Here is a 21,737-nt window from a genome sequence, read left to right as displayed (position 1 = left end):
ACTATAAATGAAATAGAGATGCAAAAAGATTTAAGTAATTACAGACGATCCTATGAAAAAGGAGAGCTATTGGAAGGCAATGTTCCTGAAAATCCGTTAGAACTTTTTCAAAAATGGTTTTATGAAATAGAACATTTTGGTGGTGTAGACGAACCTAACGCCATGACTGTGTCTACAATAGGCCTTGATGGTTTTCCCAAGAATCGGGTAGTGTTACTTAAAAAATTCTCCTATGAAGGCTTTTACTTTTATACGAATTATGAGAGTGAAAAAGGAAAAGCCATTGCTCAAAATCCTCATGTTTGTCTTTCTTTTTTCTGGCATGGTATGGAGCGTCAGATTATAATTAAGGGCCTAGCTGAAAAAGCTCCTGCTAATCTTTCCGATGGCTATTTTGAATCACGTCCTGATGGCAGTAAGCTGGGAGCTATTGTTTCTAATCAAAGTCAGGTAATTGGTTCTAGAGAAGAATTGGAAGCTAAATTGAAGCAATTGGAGGCTTCCTATCTAGGAAAAGAAATACCTAGACCTTCCTATTGGGGAGGATATCTAGTACGTCCCGTTTCAATTGAATTCTGGCAAGGAAGACCTAATCGGTTACATGATCGATTAAGGTATACATTAGATGATGAATATAATTGGATTATTCACCGTTTAGCCCCATAAGGTTATTCGTTAAAGTGCATTTCATCGATAAAATGTGTTTTTTAATCCGAAATCTTAGTACTTTAACTAATAGGAGTTTAAAATTTTGTGCATGTATTTTGTTTTTAATCGACGTTGTGTGCATTTCATCGATATTTTTATAAGTGATTTGATGATTATTTAGGCTAAAAAGTGCATTTCATCGATTATTTTGGTAGTTAAGCGGTATTTTAACATAAAATTAACATAAAAAGAGTGCTTTCATAGATACCTTTGGTGTCCCAACTCTTAATAAATTAACCATGAAAGCACCTGCTTATGTAGTGGCATCTTTAGCTGCGCTACTCTTTCTGACCGCATGCTCTTCTGACGTAGAAGACACTTATGAAACTGCTGACCTTAAAATTAATACTGCCCCTTATCAGTATTCCTCTTTTGAGTCGGAAATCTTAAATTTAGTAAATGAACATCGTACTTCAGTAGGTTTGAATCCACTTCAACGTATGGATGTTATTTCAAATATTGCCATGGAACAAACAGACCACATGATAAGTTTTAATGAGGTTTGTCATGATTATTTCATGCAACGTAAAGAAAAGCTTTCAAACTTTGCTTCAGGTAAAAATGTGGCAGAAAATGTGGCTTACGGGTTTGAAACTGCTCAAGGTGTTGTAAATGCCTGGGTTAAAAGTGATGCACACCGTAAGGCAATGGAGGGAGAGGCTACTCATTTCGGAATTAGTGTAAAACGAGACACCAAAGGAAAAAATTATTTCACAAATATATTTATGTCAAAGTAATTTATTTTGAATGGGAGTATATATTTGGCGGAGGTTCATTTTGCTGATCTTCGCCGGTATATACTAAAAAAACCATTCTAGATAATATCAATAAAAATTTTTAGTTAGTAGTATTTAGTTAGGCGAGAAAAAAGCGCTTATCCTTGTGGGTAAGCGCTTTTTCTATGAGTATAGGAACCATATTAAATCCCTGTATAACTACTAGGGCTAATCCCTTTTAATTCTTCTTTAATAGTTTCAGAAACATCTAAGGTATCAATAAATGCGGCTATAGATGCTTGGGTAATTTTCTCATTGGTACGGGTAAGACCTTTCAGCGCTTCATATGGATTAGGATAGCCTTCTCTGCGCAATATGGTTTGTATTGCCTCTGCTACCACTGGCCAATTGTCCTCAAGGTCCTGGGCAATTCCTTTTTCGTTTAATAGTAATTTGTTAAGACCCTTAAGGGTTGCTTGCAGTGCAATTATACTGTGCCCAAAAGGCATGCCTACATTTCGTAATACAGTGCTGTCTGTTAAGTCGCGTTGTAAACGAGAAATTGGAAGTTTTCCTGAAAGGTATTCAAAAAGCGCATTGGCTATTCCAAAGTTCCCTTCAGAATTTTCAAAATCAATTGGGTTAACTTTATGAGGCATTGCAGATGATCCTACTTCTCCAGCTTTGATTTGTTGTTTAAAATAGTCCATGGAAATATAGGTCCAGATATCGCGATCAAGATCAATTAGGATGGTGTTTATTCGCTTAAGAGTATCAAATAAGGCTGCCATATGATCGTAATGCTCTATCTGAGTAGTAGGGAACGAATGATGTAATCCAAGTATTTCTTCTACAAAGTGTGTTCCAAATGATTTCCAATCTATTTGTGGATAGGCAATATGGTGTGCATTGTAGTTCCCTGTTGCGCCTCCGAACTTTGAGGCATGTGGGATATGTGACAGTAACGTTAATTGTTCTTCGATACGAACTACAAAAACATTTATTTCTTTTCCAAGACGTGTGGGTGATGCCGGTTGACCGTGTGTACGGGCAAGCATGGGTACATTTGCCCAATTTTTTGACAATTCCTTTAGTTTATCTAGGACAGAAGCTAGTTCTGGTAGATAAACGGCGTTAATGGCTTCTTTTATAGAAAGAGGAATGGCCGTGTTATTTATATCCTGCGAAGTAAGACCAAAATGAATGAACTCTTTATATTGACTTATACCTAGCGCATCAAATTGTTGTTTAATAAAATACTCAACAGCTTTTACGTCATGATTCGTAACTTTCTCAATTTCTTTAATAGCTTTAGCGTCTTCTACGGAAAATTGACGGTAACTATTTCGTAATGCCTCATAGTTGTTCTTATCAAAATTCTGAAGTTGAGGTAATGGAAGCTCACACAGAGCGATGAAATATTCAATTTCTACTAAAACACGATATTTTATAAGGGCTTCTTCAGAAAAGAAAGGACTTAGATGACGTGTTTTGTCGGCATAGCGGCCGTCGATAGGTGAAATAGCTTGTAAAGACATTATTGTGTTGTTGTTTAATGAAGGGGCAAAGATACTTAACCCCTTAGACTTATAAAATAAAAGAGGACTAATTTACGGTACTATTTCGCTTTAGTCTTTTTAAAATATCTCTGGCGGCCGCCTTATAACCAGCACTGTGTGTAGGATAGCCTTGAGTGAGGATCGTAGTAAGCTCTTCATGGACCCAATTTGATCTAAATCCTAGGAAGTATAAACATCGCATCGCATACGCTTTCGCAGCTACCCAGGTGTCTTGTAGTAACCAATCAAAACAAGTTTCAATAAGGAGTTCAATTTGATGCTCGCTAAAAAGGGTGGTAGATTCTTTAAGATGAAATTGTTGTTTTTGACATAGTAGTAAACAACAATGACTAATGGGTCTTACAGCCGACTCATGGGATAGGTTCTTTATGTTTTGAATGAAATAATCAAGATGAGGAATTAGGAGTTCAAGATTTTGTATACACACAATTTCTATGGTCCAGCATGCCTTATAATGGTTCGGATATGCAGGGTTGAACGCCAAATGTAACAAAGGCTCTAAATTTTCAGGGTTTTCAAGGACCCATGTGCCGGCTTCTAACCGAGAGTCTTTATATCCTGTAACATTGTCTATTATTTTTTCTAAAGGTCTTATTTCTTTTTTCACTACATTAGTTATATAAATTGTAAAAGTTATGAAAATTTTAAAAAAAATAGGGTGGTTGTTACTAGTTGTTTTAATTGCATTACAATTTTTCCGACCTGAAAAAAATGTATCAGAGGAAATTCCTGAAACAGATCTTATTGTGGCTTTGAATCCTCCAGCTGAAATAGCTACTATGCTAAAGACTTCTTGCTATGATTGTCATTCTAATAACACAGCCTATCCATGGTATAGTGAGGTAGCTCCACTTTCATACTGGATTTCTGATCATGTAAAAGATGGAAAAAAGCATTTGGATTTTTCTATCTGGGAGACCTATACTGCTAAGAAGAAAGCGCATAAAATGGAGGAGTTTGTGGAAGAAGTGAAAGAACATAAAATGCCTTTAGAATCTTATTTGTGGATTCATAAAGAAGCGGTGTTAACACCTGAACAAATAACACAACTGGTAGGTTGGGCAGATCAACAGCGTGTTAGTTACCAAGAAGTTGCGAAACAAGAACAGGCAGACCTTCCGTAGCCGGAGCTTGAATCACTGTGAGATTTTTACTGATATTCGACTGTAGTGCCGGTCTGGGATCAATAAAATAAATAGGAGTTCCTTTTGTGGAGTACTCGATGAGACCTGCGGCAGGATATACTTGCATGGAGGTCCCAACTATGATGACTATATCGGCTTCTGAAACTATTTTAGAAGCCGGAGTAATCATTGGCACTGCTTCTCCAAACCATACAATATGTGGTCTTAATTGATGGTTTTCTTGGCACCTGTCCCCAAGTACAATGTCTTTTGTCCAATGATAAATGAGGTGTTCATTACGGGTACTGCGAGCTTTTAACAACTCTCCATGTAGGTGTATAATATGACTACTACCGGCGCGTTCATGCAGATCGTCTACATTTTGAGTGATAATACTTACCTCATAAAGTTCTTCCAAGGATACTAAAGCCTTATGTCCGGCATTGGGTGCAACGGTTAGTAATTGCTTACGTCTTTGGTTATAAAAGTCAAGAACTAATTCAGGGTTGCGGGCAAATCCTTCAGGAGATGCTACTTCCATTATGTCGTGACCCTCCCATAGGCCATCCGCATCTCTAAAGGTTTTAATTCCACTTTCGGCACTTATACCTGCACCTGATAGTACAGCAATTTTCTTTTTCATAGATGGATGTAGGTTTCTAGAATTGAAATGTTAGGATTTCCATTTTTTGTAAGGAGCAGATTTAGATAACGAAATAAGTTCTGTAGAGACATAGGCATCCAAATCATTTTTTGTAATCCCGTTGGTATTGATTAAATCGTCCAATAGAGGTATACATACTTCATATTGCTCTAATTTATCGTACGTGATAAGTAAAGCTAATTTACCAGTAATAAAAGTAGCATATTCTTTTACTACTTTTTGGAAGTATTCCAAGGCAAGATCATATTCTTCCAGTTCAAAAGCAAAATTACCTCTGTTGTAATTTAAAAAATCATCACCTGTAGTTTCTTCAAGTATATCAAGGGCTTTAAAAACCGCATTAAAATCTTTCTTTGTGTAGTAATAGTCAACGGACATTAACGCAATGCTGGGATCATTAGGGTATTTTTTCAAGAGATATTCCATGGTCTCTATATAGGAATCTTCACTGTATTTAAGGGCTACCTGAGCTTTTAGAATTAGTAGTCCACGAGAAAGTTTTTCCCTGTCTTTAACGCTGTTTAACATCAAGTAGGCTAATTTGTAATTTCCGTTTTGATAGAGTTTGAAAAAGGAGTTGATTTTTAAAGCATCCGTTTTTGGTTTTTTGGAATTTGTTGCTTTCGAATTTGTTGCCTGATGAATTTGGATAAGGGTTGTAAGGTATGATTCGCCCGTAAGGTAAATATAGATGTCTTCAATTTGAAGTTTATTATTTTGATACCTCAGTGAATAGTCATGGTAATTGATACCGGTTTCTTCGGAAAAAATCCTGAAAATAAGGTGGAGAGATCCATCGTCGTTATCTTCGTAGTAATTGATAAAGTCATAATAGCTGCCTGACTCTATATCATTGTGGATTCTTTTACCTATTGCTTTAAGTCCTTCACGAACACTTCTGCCTAGGGAAGGGTCTTCATTGGTGTCAAATTCACGAAGTTTTTCAGTATTAAAATTTTTATAAAAAAATGAACCATCACCATTGATATAATCGCTATTTAATTTATCAGCAAAATCCAGTAAATCTTGCAGCGTATCTTTTTGAATCAAGGCAACAGAATTGTGCGCATTGGTGGTGGAAATTAAAGCCGTTGAAAAGAAGGCTAACAGGACGTAAAGGAATCTCATTTGGGTTGATTTTTATATCTTGCATAAAAATAATGAATTCATGGCAGATACCAAGCTGTTGGCTTATTTAGAAGAATTTATTACGGAAGATCGAAAGGCCAAATTTCTAGAAATTCTCTCTCGTCGAACAAATCATTTCACTGTTGCTATTGAAGATGTATACCAGGCACACAATACAAGTGCTGTTATTCGTAGCTGTGAGGTGTTTGGAGTACAACAGGCCCACCTTGTTGAAAAACGTTTTGGAAAACGATTGGATGCAAACATAGCTATGGGAGCACAAAAATGGGTGGATGTGTACCGGTATAATGATACTCAGTCTTGTATTGATAGTTTGAGGGCAAAAGGATATAAAATCATAGCTACCACACCGCATGATGATTCATGTATGCTTGATGAGTTCGATATTTCTCAGAAAAGTGCTTTCTTTTTTGGTACGGAGAGGCTTGGGCTTTCTCAGGATGTAATGCAGCAAGCGGACGGTTTTCTCAAAATACCAATGGAAGGATTTACTGAAAGTCTTAATATATCAGTGAGTGCAGCCATCATACTACAGGATATTACTACCCGTTTGCGAAAATCTACCATTGATTGGCAGCTCAGTCCTGAAGAAATAGTACATCATCGTATTGATTGGTCTAAAAAATCCATCAGGAGCATAGAAGACATTTTGTCTAGGTACTATTCGTAGAAGCTTTTTTTGTACTTTTAAGTTGTTAATCAAAAACTTAGAAGATTATGATGGTCGCGCTAATTTTAATTGGTCTGCTTGTTTTAGTGGTAATTATTTTAGGACTTGTTGCACCTCAAAATTACCATGTGAGCCGAAGTGTCATGATTGAAAAACCTCGATCCAAGGTTTTTCCGTATGTCCAATTTCTTCAAAAACAAGATGAATGGTCACCATGGGCCAGAAGAGATTCTGAAATGTTTAAGGAAATACGTGGTGAAGATGGGACGGTTGGAGCTGTAAGTTATTGGAAAGGAAATAAGAAGGTCGGAGAAGGGGAACATGAGTTAACTAATATTGTTGCTAATGAATTGGTTCAGTCTCACCTTCGATTTATACGACCTTGGGCATCCGAATCTGACGCTTACCTCAGACTTGAAGAAGCCGGTGGGCAAACACGTGTAACATGGGGGTTTTCTGGTGTGAATCCATTTCCATTTAACATTATGATGCTGTTTATGAATATGGATAAAATGATTGGGAAGGATTTTGAAGAAGGATTGTCTAACCTAAAAAAACTTATCGAAGAGCAAGCATATATATAAAAAGCCCGCATGTATGCGGGCTTTTCTATTGATTTGGTATTTTTATTTTAGTCTGAAAGTTACACGACGCATTAAACGACGCGCATCAGCTGATTCTTTGTTAACGGAAGCATCTTCACCATTTCCTACAGAATTTAAGCGGCTAGCATCAATCCCTGCATTTACTAGAATATCTTTTACAACATTTGCACGTTTTTGAGAAAGTTCTTTGTTGTAGTTTGGATTTCCAATTTCATCAGCGTATCCAATTACGTCAACAGAAGCACTTGGATTTGCCTTAAGGTATTTAGCTACAAAGTCAATTGAAGTTATTGAAGCAACTTCAGGACGGCTAGAGTTAAATCCAAAGTAAACATTGATGTAACCTTGGTTGATCAGCTCTTCTGCAGCTGCAGTAGACTTCACATTTTTTAAATCATCTTTATGAGCATAGTTTTCGTCTAAGTAACGCTCTATTTCGTCCGGAACACCGTTTTTATTGGCATCTACCATACGTCCTTTGCTGTCCACCATAACACCTGCAATGGAGTTAGGTTCTACATCATACATGTCAGCAACACCGTCTTGATCGCTATCAATTAATCCGTTTTCTAGTTTGGTTAAACGAGCATCGATATCATCAACTCTGTTACCTTCGCTCACCCAGTCAGCATGTTTGCTGTGTTTACCAAGATTAAAGGTAAGACCTGCACTTACAGTATAGAATGAAGTTTCAAAACCTCTTTTTGAAGTTAATGCGGTCCCGTCAAATGTGTTTTGTTGCTTAGTATTATTGATTAAAGAAACATCACCATGGATGGTTACACGGTTAGAAATACGAATTTGTGGAGTAAGACCCACTATAAAAGTACCTACTTGATCTTTACCTGAAAAGTTGTCATTTTCTAACTGACCGTAACCCACACCTGTATGAGCTAATAAACCAAAAGTGTTGGTCCATGTTTCGAAGTTTAAAATACGACCTAGGTTGGCAACCCCTTGAAGGCTTGCATTATAGAATTTTGAATCGAAAGCTTGGCTATCATCTGCATTTTCAAAAGTGTCGTATCCAACATTTAATTTAAGACCAAATTTGTTGTTGAACATGTAACGAGCACCTACTTCTGCATGGAAAAAATTAGGAGTTTCAGTAAAATATCCTGGGGCAAACCCTTCAGTTGCTTTATTGGCACCTGCTCCAATCTCGACAGACCATTTGTTGTAGTCTTCTTGGGCTTGTAAGCCAATAACTGCAAGCATTGATAAAGTAATTAAATACTTCTTCATAATATAAATGTTAATAGAGTTACACTTCTAAATTAACAGTTGGAGAAATAATTAAGGGAATTGTATTTTTGGATAGTACAGAAAACACGCTTCACCCATAGATTTATTACCATCAACTGCGGTATTTTATTTTTTGGATGTGGTTGGTTTTCGGAGTCAAAAATAGCAAAATAGAACCATAGAGACAAGTCCAAAGAAGGAATTTAGCCTCAAATTAGAAGGAATTCAATTTCTATTGATGGTAGTATTCAGATAGGCAGTGACTTATGTTTTAATAAAAAAAAGGGCAAATGCCCTTTTTTAGTTTCCAAATATAATTTCTTTGGTACGTTTTACTTGTTCTTCGAGTTTGTTTACCTCTTTTGAAGCTTCTTCTATCGTACGTTTTCGCCTTTCATATTCTTCATTGGTAATACTTCGTTCACGATGTTTTCTCTCAAGTTCGTCTGTTGATTTCTTGATTTTTTCACGCGCATTTTTAATTTTTCTTTGGCCATCTTCCACAGAAATTTCTAATTCTTTTCTGCTTTTCATTCGGGCCTCTTCAGCCCGTTGTTGACCAAATTCTTTGCCAGATAATCCATTTTTATCTGTACCATAGGCATTCCCCTTTCCTTGATTCTCCTTGACCTTCTCTTTTATGTTGTCCTTGCCTTTTTGAACTTCTTTTTCGGCTTTATCTTTTGTTTGGTTCTTTTGCTCTATGGATTTTTCTTTAGCCATTTTAGCTTTTTCTTGAGCTTGTTTTTCGGGCTTTCCTTGCGCAATAAGAGTTCCACTGAAAATAAGAGCAACTGCTGCTGCATATATGTATTTTTTCATACGATAGGTAGTTTTAAAAGTCTTCTAATAAACTGTCTATTTTTTTTATAGAATGGTCAATTTCCGATTTTGTTTTTTCCATTTCATCTACAACAGAATCCACTTTTTGTGATAACTCATTTTTTTGTTGTTGAATGGTTTCTGTAAGTTCCTCTACGGAATTTGTCGTCTCCTTTTTCTTCTCCCCACAGGCCATGAATAGAGGAATGGCCAGCGCTAAACAAAGCATTTTTTTCATATGGTAGATGTTTTGTGTTATTATATAAATAACTTATAAATACAGATTTTAGTGCCTTAATAGCTCATTTTTTTATCTAGTTGTTTAATGCTTTCCTTTATGAATTGGAACGCATTGCCGTAAAAATCATGGGTGAGCCTGTTATACTCATCTTTAGGTGTATGGTAGTCATCATGATCTTCAACACCGAAGTATAGAAAGGGAATGTTGTATCTAAAGAAATGATAGTGATCTGATGAATAGACCCATGATTGTTTATTGTCTAACCCATCATGGCCAAGAGTGATATTTAGGGGTAAATTGAGTTTTTGAGCAGCCGTAAAAAATTGATTAAGACTCGGGGTGTAGAAGGTTCCACAGATGTTTATTGTACTATCTTCACTTCGGCCAATCATATCCATGTTAACATTCAATACAATTTTCTTGTCTCCACTATTTTCTACAAAATACTTAGCTCCCTGAAGCCCCATTTCTTCAGCATCCAAGGCTATAAAGAGTAGGGAATGATCTGTAGGGTGTAAGCTGAAGTATTTAGCCAGCATAAGTAATGCTGCGGTACCAGAAGCGTTGTCATCAGCACCATTATAGATGTTGTCACCATCTGAATTTGGATCGACACCTTCATGGTCATAATGAGCGGTAATGGCGATGTAAGAATCTGGATAGGTGGTCCCTTTTAGAGTGGCAATAATATTTTCTGCCTCTATGGTTTTACCATATCTTGTAAAGGAAAATGCTTGCTTTTCAGTAGGAAGACTAGTCTTTTTTAGTTCTGAAAGAATATAGTTTCTGGCTACTTTATTTTCTTCAGTACCACTTTTCCTGCCTTGAAGGGCATCGGATGACAAGTAGTGGGCGTGGTTTAGTAACTGGCTTTTTTCAGTACTATCAATAGTTGTTATGTAGGCTTCATAATGCGTGTTGTTTAACGTAATAGGTAGTTGTTGAGCCTGTATACTGTGAAGGGTGGGTATTATAAATAGGCCAAAAAGAAATAATCGTTTCATCTTACACCAAAGCAATTTATGTTTATGCTAAAATAGCATAAAATAGGAAGTTTTGGATGTTTTTACATGTAAAAGCTAAATACCTGTGTTAAAAAATAACCATTAATATGGTAAGAAAATACGGTTATTTTTTTCGATTCAGTACTTTGTATTCTTCGTAACATCCGCTTATGGCATCCAGTATTTGAAGGTCATTTGCAGTGTAAATGAAGTCTTTAGAATAATTACAATGTCTTAGAATCTCTTCCAATTCGCTTTTATCAATCTGTAATAGTTCGGTAAGTGTTTCTCTATCAAACTTTGTTACCAGAAGATCCCTGATTTCATCTTCTTCTTTCATTTTACGCAGCTTACGCATCTGGTTTGGCTTGTTTCCAAAGATGTTGTAAAGAAAATCAGCTGGATTAAAAATGGCACCCAGTACTTTAGAGATAGCTCCAGGATTCCCTTTTTTGGCTTCATATCCGGTATTTAAACCTGATATGCTATAACGATAAGCGTTATTTATAGGCACATTTTTAGCATCAATATCCAAATATCCGGTAAGCTGGTATTGTTGAACGACCACTTCCTCCAAAGCAAATGCAAGCTCAGTCATTTCTATTTTGGTTCCTTCAAATTTTAACATGTCATTTGTGACACGTATCTTAATGGATTTGTAACCTAAAAAAGAGAAATAAAGCGTGTCATTTACAACGGCAGGAATACGGAAATCTCCTGAATCATTGGTAATGGTTCCCAGAACTTGATTAAGGTTAAGCACGTGAACACTGGGCATTGCTGTGCCATTTTGTGCATTGACAACCTTGGCAGTTAAATAGGAATCTTCACCTGTTTGGGAAAATATACTGCCAGAAACCATTAGTAGTACTAAAAGAAGAAGCTTTTTCATAGTAAGAATTACGTGCTAAAAGTACTAAACTAAATAAAAAAAATGCGCTAAGGCGCATTTTTTTAATCATACTTTAACAGGATATCTTTAGTAGCGACGTTTGCTATTTTTCTTTGGGCTTTTAAAGCCGCTGTCTTTGGAAAAGGATTTTCCTTTACCGCGATCACCAAAACTACCTCTTTTATCACTGCGTTTTGCGTCTCCTCTAAAACGATCTCTTCTTCCTCCTGATGAAGAACCACGTCCTCCTCCTGAAGAAGGAGCATTCGATACTTCTACATTTACAAATCTACCGTCCATCTTAAAGTCTGTGAACATTTGAAGAATTGCTTCTGTGTGCGCAGCATCTGTGTTAAAGAACGAGAAACTTTCCTTTACATCCACTTTGAATACATCATCTCTTCCGAAATCCATAGTAGCTTTTAAGAAGTCTTTTAAAGTTCTCCAATCATAACCATCACGCTCTCCAACATTGATGAAGTAACGTACTTCTCCATTTTCATTTGGACTGTAACTTTCTCTTGTAGGTCTGCCTTCTTTTCCTTCTCTGCTACTCGTACTGCTAGCGTTAAGGTCACGAGAATTTTTGTAGTAGTTAAAGAAACGACTAAATTCTACAGAAACCATTTTCTTGATAAGCTCTTCTCGGTCAATGCCTTGAAGAACATCGTTGATAGCAGGTAAATAGCTGTCTATCTCTTGATTTACTTCAGTATTTTTAATCTTGCTTGCCAAGTGGTAAAGCTGGATTTCACATATTTCAATGCCAGAAGGTAATTTTTTGGCTTCAAATTTTTGCTTAATGATTTTCTCTATCGTACTAATTTTACGAACCTCACTTTTAGGTAAGATAACCATTGAGATACCTGATTTACCTGCACGACCTGTACGTCCACTACGGTGGGTATAGGTTTCGATTTCATCTGGTAATTGATAGTTGATTACGTGAGTAACATCATCTACGTCAATACCACGGGCAGCTACATCGGTTGCCACAAGCATTTGAATTTGTCTGTTACGGAAGGCTTTCATTACCAAATCACGTTGATTTTGGCTCAGGTCACCATGTAATGCAGCGGCATTGTATCCGTCTTCGATTAATTTTTCAGCAACACTTTGGGTGTCTCTCTTTGTACGACAAAATACTACAGAGAAAATATCAGGGTTTGCATCTGCTAGACGTTTAAGAGCTTCATAACGGTCACGACCATTTACTAAATAGTATTCATGACGAACCGTATCAGAGCCCTGGTTTTTAGATCCAACGGTAATTTCTACCGGCTGTCTCATAAATTCCTTTGCAATACTGGCCACTTCTCTTGGCATGGTTGCAGAAAATAACCATGTGTTTTTCTCCGATGGAGTATGTGATAAAATAGCAGTAATGTCCTCATAGAATCCCATGTTTAACATCTCATCCGCTTCATCAAGGATGCAATAATTGATGTTAGTAATATCGACCATCTCGCGATTTACCATATCCTGCATTCTACCTGGAGTAGCAACTATGATTTGAGCTCCTCTTTTTACTTCACGGGCTTGTTCAGTGATACTAGCACCACCGTAAATTGCCACTACGTTAAGTCCTTTTGTGTACTTCGAATAATTTTTTAGTTCATTTGCAATTTGCAAACATAGCTCACGAGTAGGTGAGAGAATAAGTCCCTGCGTTTTACGGCTGGAAATGTCAATTTTTTGAATCAAAGGAAATCCGAATGCTGCTGTTTTTCCTGTTCCTGTTTGGGCCAAGGCTACCATATCGGTGTCTTGTGCTAGTAGGACCGGAATAGCCTTTTCTTGCACCTCTGAGGGTGTCTCAAAGCCCATGTCTTTGATGGCATTCAATAGCTGTTCGTTCAGTCCTAATTGTTCAAATTTGTTCATATATATTTTATAAAATTGGGCGCAAAGGTACTCTTATTCTGTTACATACACTGTGTTGTTGTCAAGAAATATTTATTATTTGTTGAAAATGAAGAAATTGCGAGCCTAAAAATAGGGGGTTTTTTGTTTCTTTGCCGGTTTGTATTGTGCATTGTCGTCAGTTCTGTGAAACTGGCATGACAATTGACTTACCCTAGGGCATTGTTTTATTTAAGGCAAGTCTATTTGAATGATCCTTAAAGAAATAAGTGCCTGATATAAACTTAAAAACTAGTGGTTATTTTGTGAGAGTGCTGACAGAATGACTTATCAATACGTATGAAGAAACTTAAATTATCCAATTTTGACACATTGTCATTTCAGAGCATCGATGAAGATTCTGATTTAATCCCTTTGATGACTCCTGAAGATGAAGAAGAGATACAAAATGAATTATTACCGGAATCGCTTCCGATTCTTCCGCTGAGAAACACTGTGTTGTTTCCTGGGGTAGTTATACCTATTACTGCCGGTAGGGATGCCTCTGTTAAACTTATTAATGATGCCAATGCCAATGGAAAGGTAATAGGGGTGGTTTCTCAGAAGGATGAAAATGTAGAAGAGCCTACCCTTGAGGATATAAATACCATTGGAACGGTAGCTCGAATTTTGCGAGTATTGAAAATGCCTGATGGAAATGTAACCATTATTATTCAAGGGAAAAAGCGTTTTGAAATTAATGAGATCATTACCGAGAAGCCATATCTCACTGCCACTATTAAGGAGGTTCCTGAAACCAAGCCTGATCAAGGGAGTGAAGAGTTTTCTGCTATAGTGGAATCTATAAAGGATTTGGCGCTACAGATAATTAAAGAAAGTCCGAATATTCCATCGGAGGCTACCTTTGCCATTAAGAATATAGAGAGTAATTCGTTCCTTATCAACTTTGTGTCTTCCAATATGAATCTTACTGTGGCTGAAAAGCAACAGCTATTGGAGATAAATGATTTAAAAGAACGTGCGCTATCTACTTTGCGTTTCATGAATTTGGAATTGCAAAAGCTAACGTTGAAAAATGATATTCAGTCCAAGGTTCGTTATGATTTGGATCAGCAGCAACGTGAATATTTCTTGCATCAGCAGATGAAAACTATCCAAGAAGAATTGGGTGGTGTTTCGTATGAAGAGGAAATTGAGGAAATGCGTGAGCGTGCCAAAAAGAAGAAGTGGAATGATAAGGTAAAGGAGCATTTTGAAAAGGAGTTAGCAAAAATGCAGCGTATGAATCCTCAAGTGGCTGAATATTCGATTCAGCGTAATTACCTGGATTTATACTTGGATTTGCCATGGAATAAATTTTCAAAAGATAATTTTGATTTAAAAAGAGCCCAAAGAATTTTAGACAGGGATCATTACGGACTGGAAGATGTAAAGCGCCGAATTATTGAATATTTGGCTGTTTTGAAATTACGTAATGATATGAAATCTCCTATTTTGTGTCTATATGGTCCTCCGGGAGTAGGAAAGACATCACTAGGGAAATCGATTGCCGAAGCTTTAGGCAGAGAATATGTGCGAATTTCGCTGGGTGGATTAAGAGATGAGGCAGAAATAAGAGGACATAGAAAGACCTATATTGGGGCAATGCCTGGTCGAATTATTCAATCCTTGAAAAAAGCAGGGACCTCAAATCCTGTATTTGTCTTGGATGAAATTGATAAACTTTCCAGCAGCCATAACGGAGATCCGTCTTCTGCGATGTTGGAAGTGTTGGATCCGGAGCAAAATAATGAGTTCTATGATAACTTCCTTGAAATGGGTTATGACCTGTCCAAGGTGATGTTTGTGGCAACTTCAAATAGCCTTTCTACGATTCAACCGGCTTTGCGTGACCGAATGGAGATTATCAATGTAACCGGATATACCATTGAGGAAAAAGTTGAGATCGCCAAACGTCATTTGTTGCCAAAACAATTAAAAGAGCATGGGCTGTCTTCTGAAGACCTTTTGATTGGTAAGCGAGAAATGGAGAAGATTGTAGAAGGATATACAAGAGAGTCCGGAGTTCGTGGCCTTGAAAAGCAAATTGCTAAAATGGTTCGATTTGCGGCTAAGTCTATTGCCATGGAAGAAACCTATAATGTTAAGGTAACTTCTGAGGATGTCGAGAAAGTATTAGGGCCTGCACGTCTGGAGCGTGATAAATATGAAAATAATGAAGTAGCAGGTGTTGTAACCGGCCTTGCTTGGACAAGTGTTGGTGGGGATATTCTTTTTATTGAATCGATACTTTCAAAAGGAAAGGGAGCCATGACCATTACTGGAAACTTAGGTCAGGTAATGAAAGAGTCGGCTACCATTGCTATGGAATATATTAAATCCAATGCAGAACTCTTAGGGATTAATCCTGAGATTTTTGAAAAGTACAATGTGCATATTCACGTGCCTGAAGGAGCGACCCCTAAAGATGGACCTAGTGCTGGTATAACCATGTTGACTTCGTTGGTTTCGCTTTTCACTCAGAAACGAGTTAAGAAGAGTTTGGCTATGACCGGTGAGATTACCTTAAGAGGAAAAGTGTTACCAGTGGGTGGAATTAAAGAAAAAATTCTGGCTGCTAAGCGTGCTCGTATAAAAGAAATCATCCTTTCGGAAGAGAATAGAAAAGATGTGGAAGAAATAAAAGCAGAGTACCTTAAAGGGCTAACATTCCATTATGTAAAAGAAATGGGGGAAGTCATTGAGTTGGCTGTAACAAAGCAGTCTGTAAAGAATGCTAAAAAGCTTTAATAGTATCTATATCTAAAATGTAGCCTCTTTGAGAGTGCAAGGTGTATTGATAAACCACTGGAAATAAGACGTTGTTTTTCTTTATTTTGCATTCTTAATGAGGTGTTTTTATGTCACATTTGTAAGATTTGTTTCAAGGGTTCACCTCGCAATAGATGATACGTACAACTATCCGTTTTCAGTGTGTTATATCCTTGTGTAGGCAAGTTGTTTTTTATGAGAGTGGCTCTGTAAAAATGGTTTAGAAGAAAACAAAGGCCGGCCAATGGTAGTTCAACAAAATTTTATAAGAATTTTGGCAGGATTTGGATTAAAGATTAATAAATTGAAATTTCATTATACCTTTGCAAAATACAGCATAACTTCCAATACTTATTTGTTTGAGGTAGCTGTCAACTTACAATAATTCATCATATCACATGAAAAAAATTACCATTGCTATTGATGGTTTTTCTTCTACAGGGAAGAGTACCATTGCCAAGAAGTTAGCCCAAGCGCTTAATTATGTATACGTAGATTCTGGTGCTATGTACCGTGCCGTTACCTATTTTGCTATACAGAAAGGGATTATTTCCAACGGAGAAGTTTCTATAGAGGATCTTATTAAAGCATTACCTGAAATACAAATCAGCTTTAAATACAATGAGGATTTAGGGTTTTCAGAGACCTATCTAAATGGGGAAAATGTAACCAAAGCGATACGAACTATGGATATTTCTCGCAATGTATCCCGTATAGCTGAAGTGTCCGAAGTGCGTCAAAAGCTTGTGGAACAACAACAGGAAATGGGGAAAGAAAAAGGAGTAGTAATGGATGGTCGTGATATTGGGACGGTCGTTTTTCCGGATGCAGAAATGAAACTATTCATGACGGCAACGCCAGCTATACGTGCCAAGCGTCGTTATAAGGAGTTAATTGACAGAGGTGAAGAGGTTCAGTATGAGGATGTACTTGAAAGTGAGCAAAGGCGTGATCTTATTGATAGTACTCGTGAAGATTCTCCATTAAAGCGTGCTGCTGACGCCATTGAGTTTGACAATACTGATATGGGAATTGAGGAGCAATTCGAGCGTATCTTGGCATTTGCTAAGCGTATTATTGAAGCTTAAGAGCACTAAAAATAAATGATAAGGACACTCTGTTTGGGGTGTCCTTTTTTATTGATCCATTTCTTAAGAAGTGTAAATGCGTGTTTTACAAGTTATTTGAAGCGTAATTATTTGTTAAACAGATTTTTTAGTTGTACTTTTGCGCACCTTTTACGTAGACCACAAGAGGAAAAGGGAATTGTACTAAAAACGATAGATAACACTTCTGTAACTATTATACGTAACCTCTTGAATATTTGCAGAATACAAATTTATTATCAGCAATGGCTGAAACTAAAGCAAACACTGAAGAATTCTTAGCCAATTTTAACTGGCACAACTATCAAGAAGGAATTGAACAAGTTGAAGAAGAGAAATTAAAAGAATTCGAAACACTGGTAGAGAATAACTTTGTTGACACTGCCGATGAAGAAGTAGTTGAAGGAACTGTAGTTCATTTAACAGAAAGAGAAGCTATCATTGATATCAATGCGAAAAGTGAAGGTGTAATCTCTTTGAATGAATTCCGTTACAATCCTAACCTTAAGGTAGGAGACAAAGTAGAAGTTTTGATCGACGTTCGTGAAGACAGATCAGGACAATTAGTACTTTCTCACCGTAAAGCACGTACCATCAAAGCATGGGATCGTGTAAACGAAGCACACGACAAAGGCGAAATCGTAAATGGTTTTGTAAAATGCAGAACCAAAGGAGGTATGATCGTGGACGTATTTGGAATCGAGGCATTCTTGCCAGGATCTCAAATCGATGTGAAGCCTATCCGCGATTACGATCAATATGTTAATAAAACTATGGAATTCAAAGTGGTTAAAATTAACCACGAATTTAAGAACGTAGTTGTATCTCATAAAGCACTTATCGAGGCTGATATTGAAGAGCAAAAGAAAGAAATCATCGGTCAATTAGAAAAAGGACAAGTACTAGAAGGTGTGGTGAAAAACATCACTTCTTATGGAGTGTTCATCGACCTTGGTGGAGTAGACGGATTGATCCACATCACCGACCTTTCTTGGTCTCGTATCAACCACCCGAACGAGGTTGTAGAGCTTGATCAGAAATTGAACGTTGTTATCCTTGATTTTGATGATAACAAATCACGTATTCAATTAGGTCTTAAGCAGTTACAGAAGCATCCTTGGGAGGCTTTAGGTGAAGACATCAAAGTTGGTGACAAAGTTAAAGGTAAAGTAGTTGTTATCGCTGATTACGGTGCCTTTATTGAAGTAGCTGAAGGTGTTGAAGGTCTTATCCACGTTTCTGAAATGTCATGGTCTACTCACTTACGCTCTGCTCAAGACTTCGTAAATGTTGGTGATGAGGTAGAGGCTGTAGTATTGACTCTTGATAGAGAAGAGCGTAAAATGTCTCTTGGAATCAAGCAATTGACTCAAGATCCATGGACTGATATCACTGCTAAGTATCCTGTAGGGTCTAAGCACTCTGGTATCGTACGTAACTTCACTAACTTTGGTGTATTCGTAGAATTGGAAGAGGGTATTGATGGTTTGATCTATATCTCTGACCTTTCTTGGACTAAGAAAATCAAGCATCCATCTGAATTTGTTAACGTAGGTGACAAGTTAGATGTAGTTGTATTGGAATTGGATGTAGAAGGACGCAAATTGTCATTAGGTCATAAGCAGACTACAGAAAACCCTTGGGATAAGTACGAAGAGGAGTTTGCAGTAGGAACTGTTCACCAAGGTGAGATTGACGAAATCGTTGACAAAGGAGCTACTATTAACTTCAACGAAGATATCGTAGCATTTGTACCTGCTCGTCACTTAGAAAAAGAAGACGGTAAGAAATTGAAAAAAGGAGAATCTGCTGATTTCAAAATCATTGAGTTCAATAAAGAATTCAAGAGAGTAGTTGCTTCTCATACCGCTATCTTCAAAGAAGAAGAGGAGAAGAATGTAAAAGCTGCTGCTGTTAGCACTTCATCAACTCAAGTTGAAAAATCAACTTTAGGTGATTTCGATGTTCTTCAAGAACTTAAAGATAAAATGGAAAAAGGAGGGAAATAATCCTTCGTTTTCTTGAATCATATTAAAGCCCCGCATTGCGGGGCTTTTACTTTTATTGTAATTTGAATACGATAGGATAGGCAAAACTTACCGAAACTGATCGGCCACCACTTTTTCCAGGAATAAGAGGAGGTAGTTTTTCAATGATTCGCTCCGCTTCAGCTTCCAGTAATTTAGCGGGACCTTTAGTATTCATAATAGAAACAGTACCGTCTTTATTGATCTTAAATACGACATACACTTTACCTTGAATCTGTAGGTTTTTGGCTTCTAAAGGATATTTAAATGTTTTTAGAACATGCTTGTCTAATTGTTTTTTAAAGCACGCTAACTGGTCTTTTGCTTCGACGTTTTCACATTCTGCAAACATAGGTTTACTTTCTACATGATCAAAAATAAATACTTCTTCAGGATCTTCAATGACATGTATTTCAGGAGGAGTTATGACTTCTATAGAGTCTGTTAGTAGAGTGGTTGTGAACACATCTTCAGTTGGATTATCAATATCAGAAATAGTGAGTAGGTCTGTAATGACAACTGCGGAAGTTTGCCTCTTTTGGGGAATTTCCTTTTTAACAGGAATGACTGGAGGTGTAGTTTCTAGCCATAGTAAATCCTCTGTGTGACTGGCAGTCTCAATTGTTGGAGTTGCCATAGTAAAGGATGCTTCAAGTAAAAAATAACACAGCAACAAGCTGGTGATAAGTCCTAGTGGAAAGTGGAGGTATCCTCTTTTCTGTAGACTTACAGATCGCTTTTTCTCCAATAGTGAGCTATGGTCTAATTTGTGACCATTAGCTCGTGAATGATTGTTTTTCATGTGCTTAGGATGTTAGATTCGTAAGAAAAAGCAATCAATTAACGTACCATTATTTCTTTAAGAACGTTTTACGGGTATAGGTCTCCACTTTAGTAAAAGGTAAATACATGATAAAATATGGGAACAAAAACTGTTTTTTACTATTGTAAAATTCCGTAATTTTACCCTCCAATACGATTTGGGAATCCATTATGAGTGAAAGAGTCCTACTTACAGCCAAAGAAATTGATATAATACTCCATCGTTTGGCCTGTCAACTCATTGAAAACCACTTAGACTTTAGTGATACGGTATTGGTTGGTATTCAGCCAAGAGGTACTTTTCTAGCCAATAGGTTAGTAGGGTTACTAAGAGACGAGTATGGTATTCATGATATCAAATTAGGGTATTTGGATATTACCTTTTTCAGAGATGATTTTCGTAGAGGTACAAAACCCCTGGAGGCGAACTCTACGCAAATTGATTTTATTGTTGAAAATAAAAAGGTGGTATTTATTGATGATGTGTTATATACTGGACGTAGCATCAATTCTGCACTTACCGCAATTCAATCTTTTGGACGCCCATCGGAAGTAGAATTACTTACCCTTATCGATCGTCGTTTTAGTAGACATTTACCTATTCAACCCAATTACAGAGGTAGACAAGTAGATGCTATCAATAATGAAAAAGTATTAGTACACTGGAAAGAAAATGCCGGAGAAGATATTGTTTATCTGGTACATAAATAAGACCCGTCAGCAAGGATTTCCTTGCTGTTTTTGTATTTAAACTAAGGAACATGAGTGAACTAAGTGTAAATCACTTACTAGGTATTAAGTATCTCAATGAAGCAGATATTCAGCTTATTTTTGAGACAGCCGATCATTTTAAGGAGGTTATTAATCGCCCTATTAAAAAGGTACCTTCTTTACGCGATATTACTATTGCTAACTTGTTTTTTGAAAATAGTACCCGTACTAAGCTTTCTTTTGAGTTGGCCGAAAAGCGTCTCTCTGCTGATATTATCAATTTTTCCGCTTCCCAATCCTCTGTGACTAAAGGGGAGACATTGATCGATACCGTAAATAACATACTGTCCATGAAGGTCGATATGGTGGTGATGCGTCATCCCAATCCCGGAGCGGGTATTTTTTTATCTAAACATGTGAAGGCGAGTATTATAAATGCTGGGGATGGAGCTCATGAACATCCTACACAAGCATTACTAGATTCGTATTCTATTAGAGAAAAACTAGGAGATGTTGCCGGTAAAAAAGTAGTAATTGTAGGGGATATACTCCACTCAAGAGTCGCTTTATCCAATATTTTTGCTTTACAATTGCAAGGAGCTCAGGTGAAAGTGTGCGGCCCTAAAACACTCATCCCGAAATATATTACCTCCCTAGGTGTGGAGGTTGAGACTAATTTGGTTAAAGCCTTGGAATGGTGTGATGTCGCTAATATGTTGCGTGTTCAAAATGAACGCATGGATATCAGCTATTTTCCAAGCACTAGAGAATATTCACAGCAGTTTGGCGTTACAAAGAAAATGCTGGACTCGCTATCCAAAGAAATAGTTATTATGCACCCAGGTCCTATTAATAGAGGTGTAGAGATAACCAGTGATGTAGCCGATTCTAAGCAATCCATAATTCTTCATCAAGTGGAGAATGGAGTGGCCATACGTATGGCAGTTATTTATTTATTAGCTTCAAAAATAAAATAA

Annotated in this window: 21 protein-coding genes; 10 read left to right on the top strand and 11 right to left on the bottom strand. The window is 37.0% G+C overall.

Annotation, left to right across the window (positions count from 1 at the left end; genetic code table 11):
- The first annotated feature begins 18 nt into the window (after positions 1–18).
- Together pdxH and PT603_RS07205 are read left to right on the top strand one after the other, a co-directional pair.
- Positions 19–666 carry a pyridoxamine 5'-phosphate oxidase gene (gene pdxH, locus PT603_RS07210; RefSeq protein WP_008240450.1) on the top strand — a complete coding sequence of 216 codons (648 nt, stop codon included), beginning with the start codon at positions 19–21 and terminating at the stop codon, positions 664–666.
- 281 nt (positions 667–947) lie between these two features.
- The gene (locus PT603_RS07205; RefSeq protein WP_008240449.1) at positions 948–1,445 is read left to right on the top strand and encodes a CAP domain-containing protein; all 498 of its coding nucleotides are present in this window, start codon (positions 948–950) and stop codon (positions 1,443–1,445) included.
- A 182-nt stretch (positions 1,446–1,627) separates the two neighbouring features.
- On the opposite strand, the gene purB is transcribed toward PT603_RS07205, so the two are convergent.
- Together purB and PT603_RS07195 are read right to left on the bottom strand one after the other, a co-directional pair.
- A complete protein-coding gene (gene purB, locus PT603_RS07200) occupies positions 1,628–2,962 on the bottom strand; it encodes an adenylosuccinate lyase (protein WP_008240448.1) in 1,335 nt (444 codons plus the stop codon).
- 67 nt (positions 2,963–3,029) lie between these two features.
- Complete coding sequence (locus PT603_RS07195) at positions 3,030–3,611, bottom strand: HEAT-like fold family protein (protein ID WP_008240447.1); 582 nt, start codon at positions 3,609–3,611, stop codon at positions 3,030–3,032.
- Between the two features lie 28 nt (positions 3,612–3,639).
- Between PT603_RS07195 and PT603_RS07190 the strand changes: the two genes are divergently transcribed.
- On the top strand, positions 3,640–4,128 hold the full coding sequence (locus PT603_RS07190) for a heme-binding domain-containing protein (RefSeq protein WP_008240446.1): 489 nt from the start codon (positions 3,640–3,642) through the stop codon (positions 4,126–4,128).
- On the opposite strand, the gene PT603_RS07185 is transcribed toward PT603_RS07190, so the two are convergent.
- Together PT603_RS07185 and PT603_RS07180 are read right to left on the bottom strand one after the other, a co-directional pair.
- Entirely contained in the window at positions 4,082–4,771 is a 690-nt protein-coding gene (locus PT603_RS07185) for an SIR2 family NAD-dependent protein deacylase (protein ID WP_008240445.1), read from the bottom strand. The genes PT603_RS07190 and PT603_RS07185 overlap by 47 nt on opposite strands.
- A 30-nt stretch (positions 4,772–4,801) precedes the next feature.
- Positions 4,802–5,920: a tetratricopeptide repeat protein gene (locus PT603_RS07180; RefSeq protein ID WP_008240444.1), complete on the bottom strand. Its 1,119-nt coding sequence runs from the start codon at positions 5,918–5,920 to the stop codon at positions 4,802–4,804.
- Between the two features lie 40 nt (positions 5,921–5,960).
- Between PT603_RS07180 and PT603_RS07175 the strand changes: the two genes are divergently transcribed.
- Positions 5,961–6,611, top strand: a complete 651-nt coding sequence (locus PT603_RS07175; RefSeq protein ID WP_008240442.1) for a TrmH family RNA methyltransferase — start codon at positions 5,961–5,963, stop codon at positions 6,609–6,611.
- Between the two features lie 47 nt (positions 6,612–6,658).
- Complete coding sequence (locus PT603_RS07170; protein WP_008240441.1) at positions 6,659–7,195, top strand: SRPBCC family protein; 537 nt, start codon at positions 6,659–6,661, stop codon at positions 7,193–7,195.
- A 42-nt stretch (positions 7,196–7,237) separates the two neighbouring features.
- On the opposite strand, the gene PT603_RS07165 is transcribed toward PT603_RS07170, so the two are convergent.
- From PT603_RS07165 to PT603_RS07140, 6 genes are all read right to left on the bottom strand, one after another.
- On the bottom strand, positions 7,238–8,461 hold the full coding sequence (locus PT603_RS07165; RefSeq protein WP_008240440.1) for an OmpA family protein: 1,224 nt from the start codon (positions 8,459–8,461) through the stop codon (positions 7,238–7,240).
- A gap of 300 nt (positions 8,462–8,761) precedes the next feature.
- Positions 8,762–9,283 carry a hypothetical protein gene (locus PT603_RS07160; protein WP_008240439.1) on the bottom strand — a complete coding sequence of 174 codons (522 nt, stop codon included), beginning with the start codon at positions 9,281–9,283 and terminating at the stop codon, positions 8,762–8,764.
- Positions 9,284–9,296: 13 nt separating this feature from the next.
- Positions 9,297–9,521, bottom strand: a complete 225-nt coding sequence (locus PT603_RS07155) for a hypothetical protein (protein ID WP_008240438.1) — start codon at positions 9,519–9,521, stop codon at positions 9,297–9,299.
- 56 nt (positions 9,522–9,577) lie between these two features.
- Positions 9,578–10,528 (bottom strand): M28 family peptidase, encoded by a 951-nt coding sequence (locus tag PT603_RS07150; RefSeq protein ID WP_008240437.1) that lies wholly within the window; start codon positions 10,526–10,528, stop codon positions 9,578–9,580.
- 124 nt (positions 10,529–10,652) lie between these two features.
- Positions 10,653–11,420, bottom strand: coding sequence for a carboxypeptidase-like regulatory domain-containing protein (locus PT603_RS07145; protein ID WP_008240436.1), 768 nt, complete (start codon positions 11,418–11,420; stop codon positions 10,653–10,655).
- A gap of 87 nt (positions 11,421–11,507) precedes the next feature.
- Positions 11,508–13,304: a DEAD/DEAH box helicase gene (locus PT603_RS07140; protein ID WP_008240435.1), complete on the bottom strand. Its 1,797-nt coding sequence runs from the start codon at positions 13,302–13,304 to the stop codon at positions 11,508–11,510.
- Positions 13,305–13,622: 318 nt separating this feature from the next.
- On the opposite strand from PT603_RS07140, the gene lon reads away from it, so the two are divergent.
- The 3 genes from lon to rpsA all read left to right on the top strand — a co-directional run bounded on the left by lon (position 13,623) and on the right by rpsA (position 19,209).
- Positions 13,623–16,073, top strand: a complete 2,451-nt coding sequence (gene lon, locus PT603_RS07135; protein WP_008240434.1) for an endopeptidase La — start codon at positions 13,623–13,625, stop codon at positions 16,071–16,073.
- Between the two features lie 419 nt (positions 16,074–16,492).
- Positions 16,493–17,182, top strand: a complete 690-nt coding sequence (gene cmk, locus PT603_RS07130; protein WP_008240432.1) for a (d)CMP kinase — start codon at positions 16,493–16,495, stop codon at positions 17,180–17,182.
- 263 nt (positions 17,183–17,445) lie between these two features.
- On the top strand, positions 17,446–19,209 hold the full coding sequence (gene rpsA, locus PT603_RS07125) for a 30S ribosomal protein S1 (RefSeq protein WP_008240425.1): 1,764 nt from the start codon (positions 17,446–17,448) through the stop codon (positions 19,207–19,209).
- Positions 19,210–19,261: 52 nt separating this feature from the next.
- Here the strand turns inward: rpsA and PT603_RS07120 are convergent, their stop codons facing one another.
- Positions 19,262–20,029 (bottom strand): energy transducer TonB, encoded by a 768-nt coding sequence (locus PT603_RS07120; protein WP_008240418.1) that lies wholly within the window; start codon positions 20,027–20,029, stop codon positions 19,262–19,264.
- 191 nt (positions 20,030–20,220) lie between these two features.
- Here PT603_RS07120 and pyrR point away from each other — a divergent pair, with 191 nt between their 5' ends.
- Positions 20,221–20,760, top strand: a complete 540-nt coding sequence (gene pyrR, locus PT603_RS07115) for a bifunctional pyr operon transcriptional regulator/uracil phosphoribosyltransferase PyrR (RefSeq protein ID WP_008240416.1) — start codon at positions 20,221–20,223, stop codon at positions 20,758–20,760.
- Between the two features lie 50 nt (positions 20,761–20,810).
- The gene (locus PT603_RS07110; RefSeq protein WP_008240413.1) at positions 20,811–21,737 is read left to right on the top strand and encodes an aspartate carbamoyltransferase catalytic subunit; all 927 of its coding nucleotides are present in this window, start codon (positions 20,811–20,813) and stop codon (positions 21,735–21,737) included.

It is taken from the genome of Imtechella halotolerans (assembly GCF_028743515.2).
GTDB lineage: Bacteria > Bacteroidota > Bacteroidia > Flavobacteriales > Flavobacteriaceae > Imtechella > Imtechella halotolerans.
Note: the sequence above shows the minus strand (reverse complement) of the source record. Positions and strands in the feature narration are given on the sequence as shown.

What these genes read in the sequence shown, in the direction of transcription:
- pdxH (WP_008240450.1), top strand. Translation starts at nt 19, where the DNA reads ATGCAAAAAGATTTAAGTAATTACAGACGATCCTATGAAAAAGGAGAG.
- PT603_RS07205 (WP_008240449.1), top strand. Translation starts at nt 948, where the DNA reads ATGAAAGCACCTGCTTATGTAGTGGCATCTTTAGCTGCGCTACTCTTT.
- purB (WP_008240448.1), bottom strand. Translation starts at nt 2,962, where the DNA reads ATGTCTTTACAAGCTATTTCACCTATCGACGGCCGCTATGCCGACAAA.
- PT603_RS07190 (WP_008240446.1), top strand. Translation starts at nt 3,640, where the DNA reads ATGAAAATTTTAAAAAAAATAGGGTGGTTGTTACTAGTTGTTTTAATT.
- PT603_RS07185 (WP_008240445.1), bottom strand. Translation starts at nt 4,771, where the DNA reads ATGAAAAAGAAAATTGCTGTACTATCAGGTGCAGGTATAAGTGCCGAA.
- PT603_RS07180 (WP_008240444.1), bottom strand. Translation starts at nt 5,920, where the DNA reads ATGAGATTCCTTTACGTCCTGTTAGCCTTCTTTTCAACGGCTTTAATT.
- PT603_RS07175 (WP_008240442.1), top strand. Translation starts at nt 5,961, where the DNA reads ATGGCAGATACCAAGCTGTTGGCTTATTTAGAAGAATTTATTACGGAA.
- PT603_RS07170 (WP_008240441.1), top strand. Translation starts at nt 6,659, where the DNA reads ATGATGGTCGCGCTAATTTTAATTGGTCTGCTTGTTTTAGTGGTAATT.
- PT603_RS07165 (WP_008240440.1), bottom strand. Translation starts at nt 8,461, where the DNA reads ATGAAGAAGTATTTAATTACTTTATCAATGCTTGCAGTTATTGGCTTA.
- PT603_RS07160 (WP_008240439.1), bottom strand. Translation starts at nt 9,283, where the DNA reads ATGAAAAAATACATATATGCAGCAGCAGTTGCTCTTATTTTCAGTGGA.
- PT603_RS07155 (WP_008240438.1), bottom strand. Translation starts at nt 9,521, where the DNA reads ATGAAAAAAATGCTTTGTTTAGCGCTGGCCATTCCTCTATTCATGGCC.
- PT603_RS07150 (WP_008240437.1), bottom strand. Translation starts at nt 10,528, where the DNA reads ATGAAACGATTATTTCTTTTTGGCCTATTTATAATACCCACCCTTCAC.
- PT603_RS07145 (WP_008240436.1), bottom strand. Translation starts at nt 11,420, where the DNA reads ATGAAAAAGCTTCTTCTTTTAGTACTACTAATGGTTTCTGGCAGTATA.
- PT603_RS07140 (WP_008240435.1), bottom strand. Translation starts at nt 13,304, where the DNA reads ATGAACAAATTTGAACAATTAGGACTGAACGAACAGCTATTGAATGCC.
- lon (WP_008240434.1), top strand. Translation starts at nt 13,623, where the DNA reads ATGAAGAAACTTAAATTATCCAATTTTGACACATTGTCATTTCAGAGC.
- cmk (WP_008240432.1), top strand. Translation starts at nt 16,493, where the DNA reads ATGAAAAAAATTACCATTGCTATTGATGGTTTTTCTTCTACAGGGAAG.
- rpsA (WP_008240425.1), top strand. Translation starts at nt 17,446, where the DNA reads ATGGCTGAAACTAAAGCAAACACTGAAGAATTCTTAGCCAATTTTAAC.
- PT603_RS07120 (WP_008240418.1), bottom strand. Translation starts at nt 20,029, where the DNA reads ATGAAAAACAATCATTCACGAGCTAATGGTCACAAATTAGACCATAGC.
- pyrR (WP_008240416.1), top strand. Translation starts at nt 20,221, where the DNA reads ATGAGTGAAAGAGTCCTACTTACAGCCAAAGAAATTGATATAATACTC.
- PT603_RS07110 (WP_008240413.1), top strand. Translation starts at nt 20,811, where the DNA reads ATGAGTGAACTAAGTGTAAATCACTTACTAGGTATTAAGTATCTCAAT.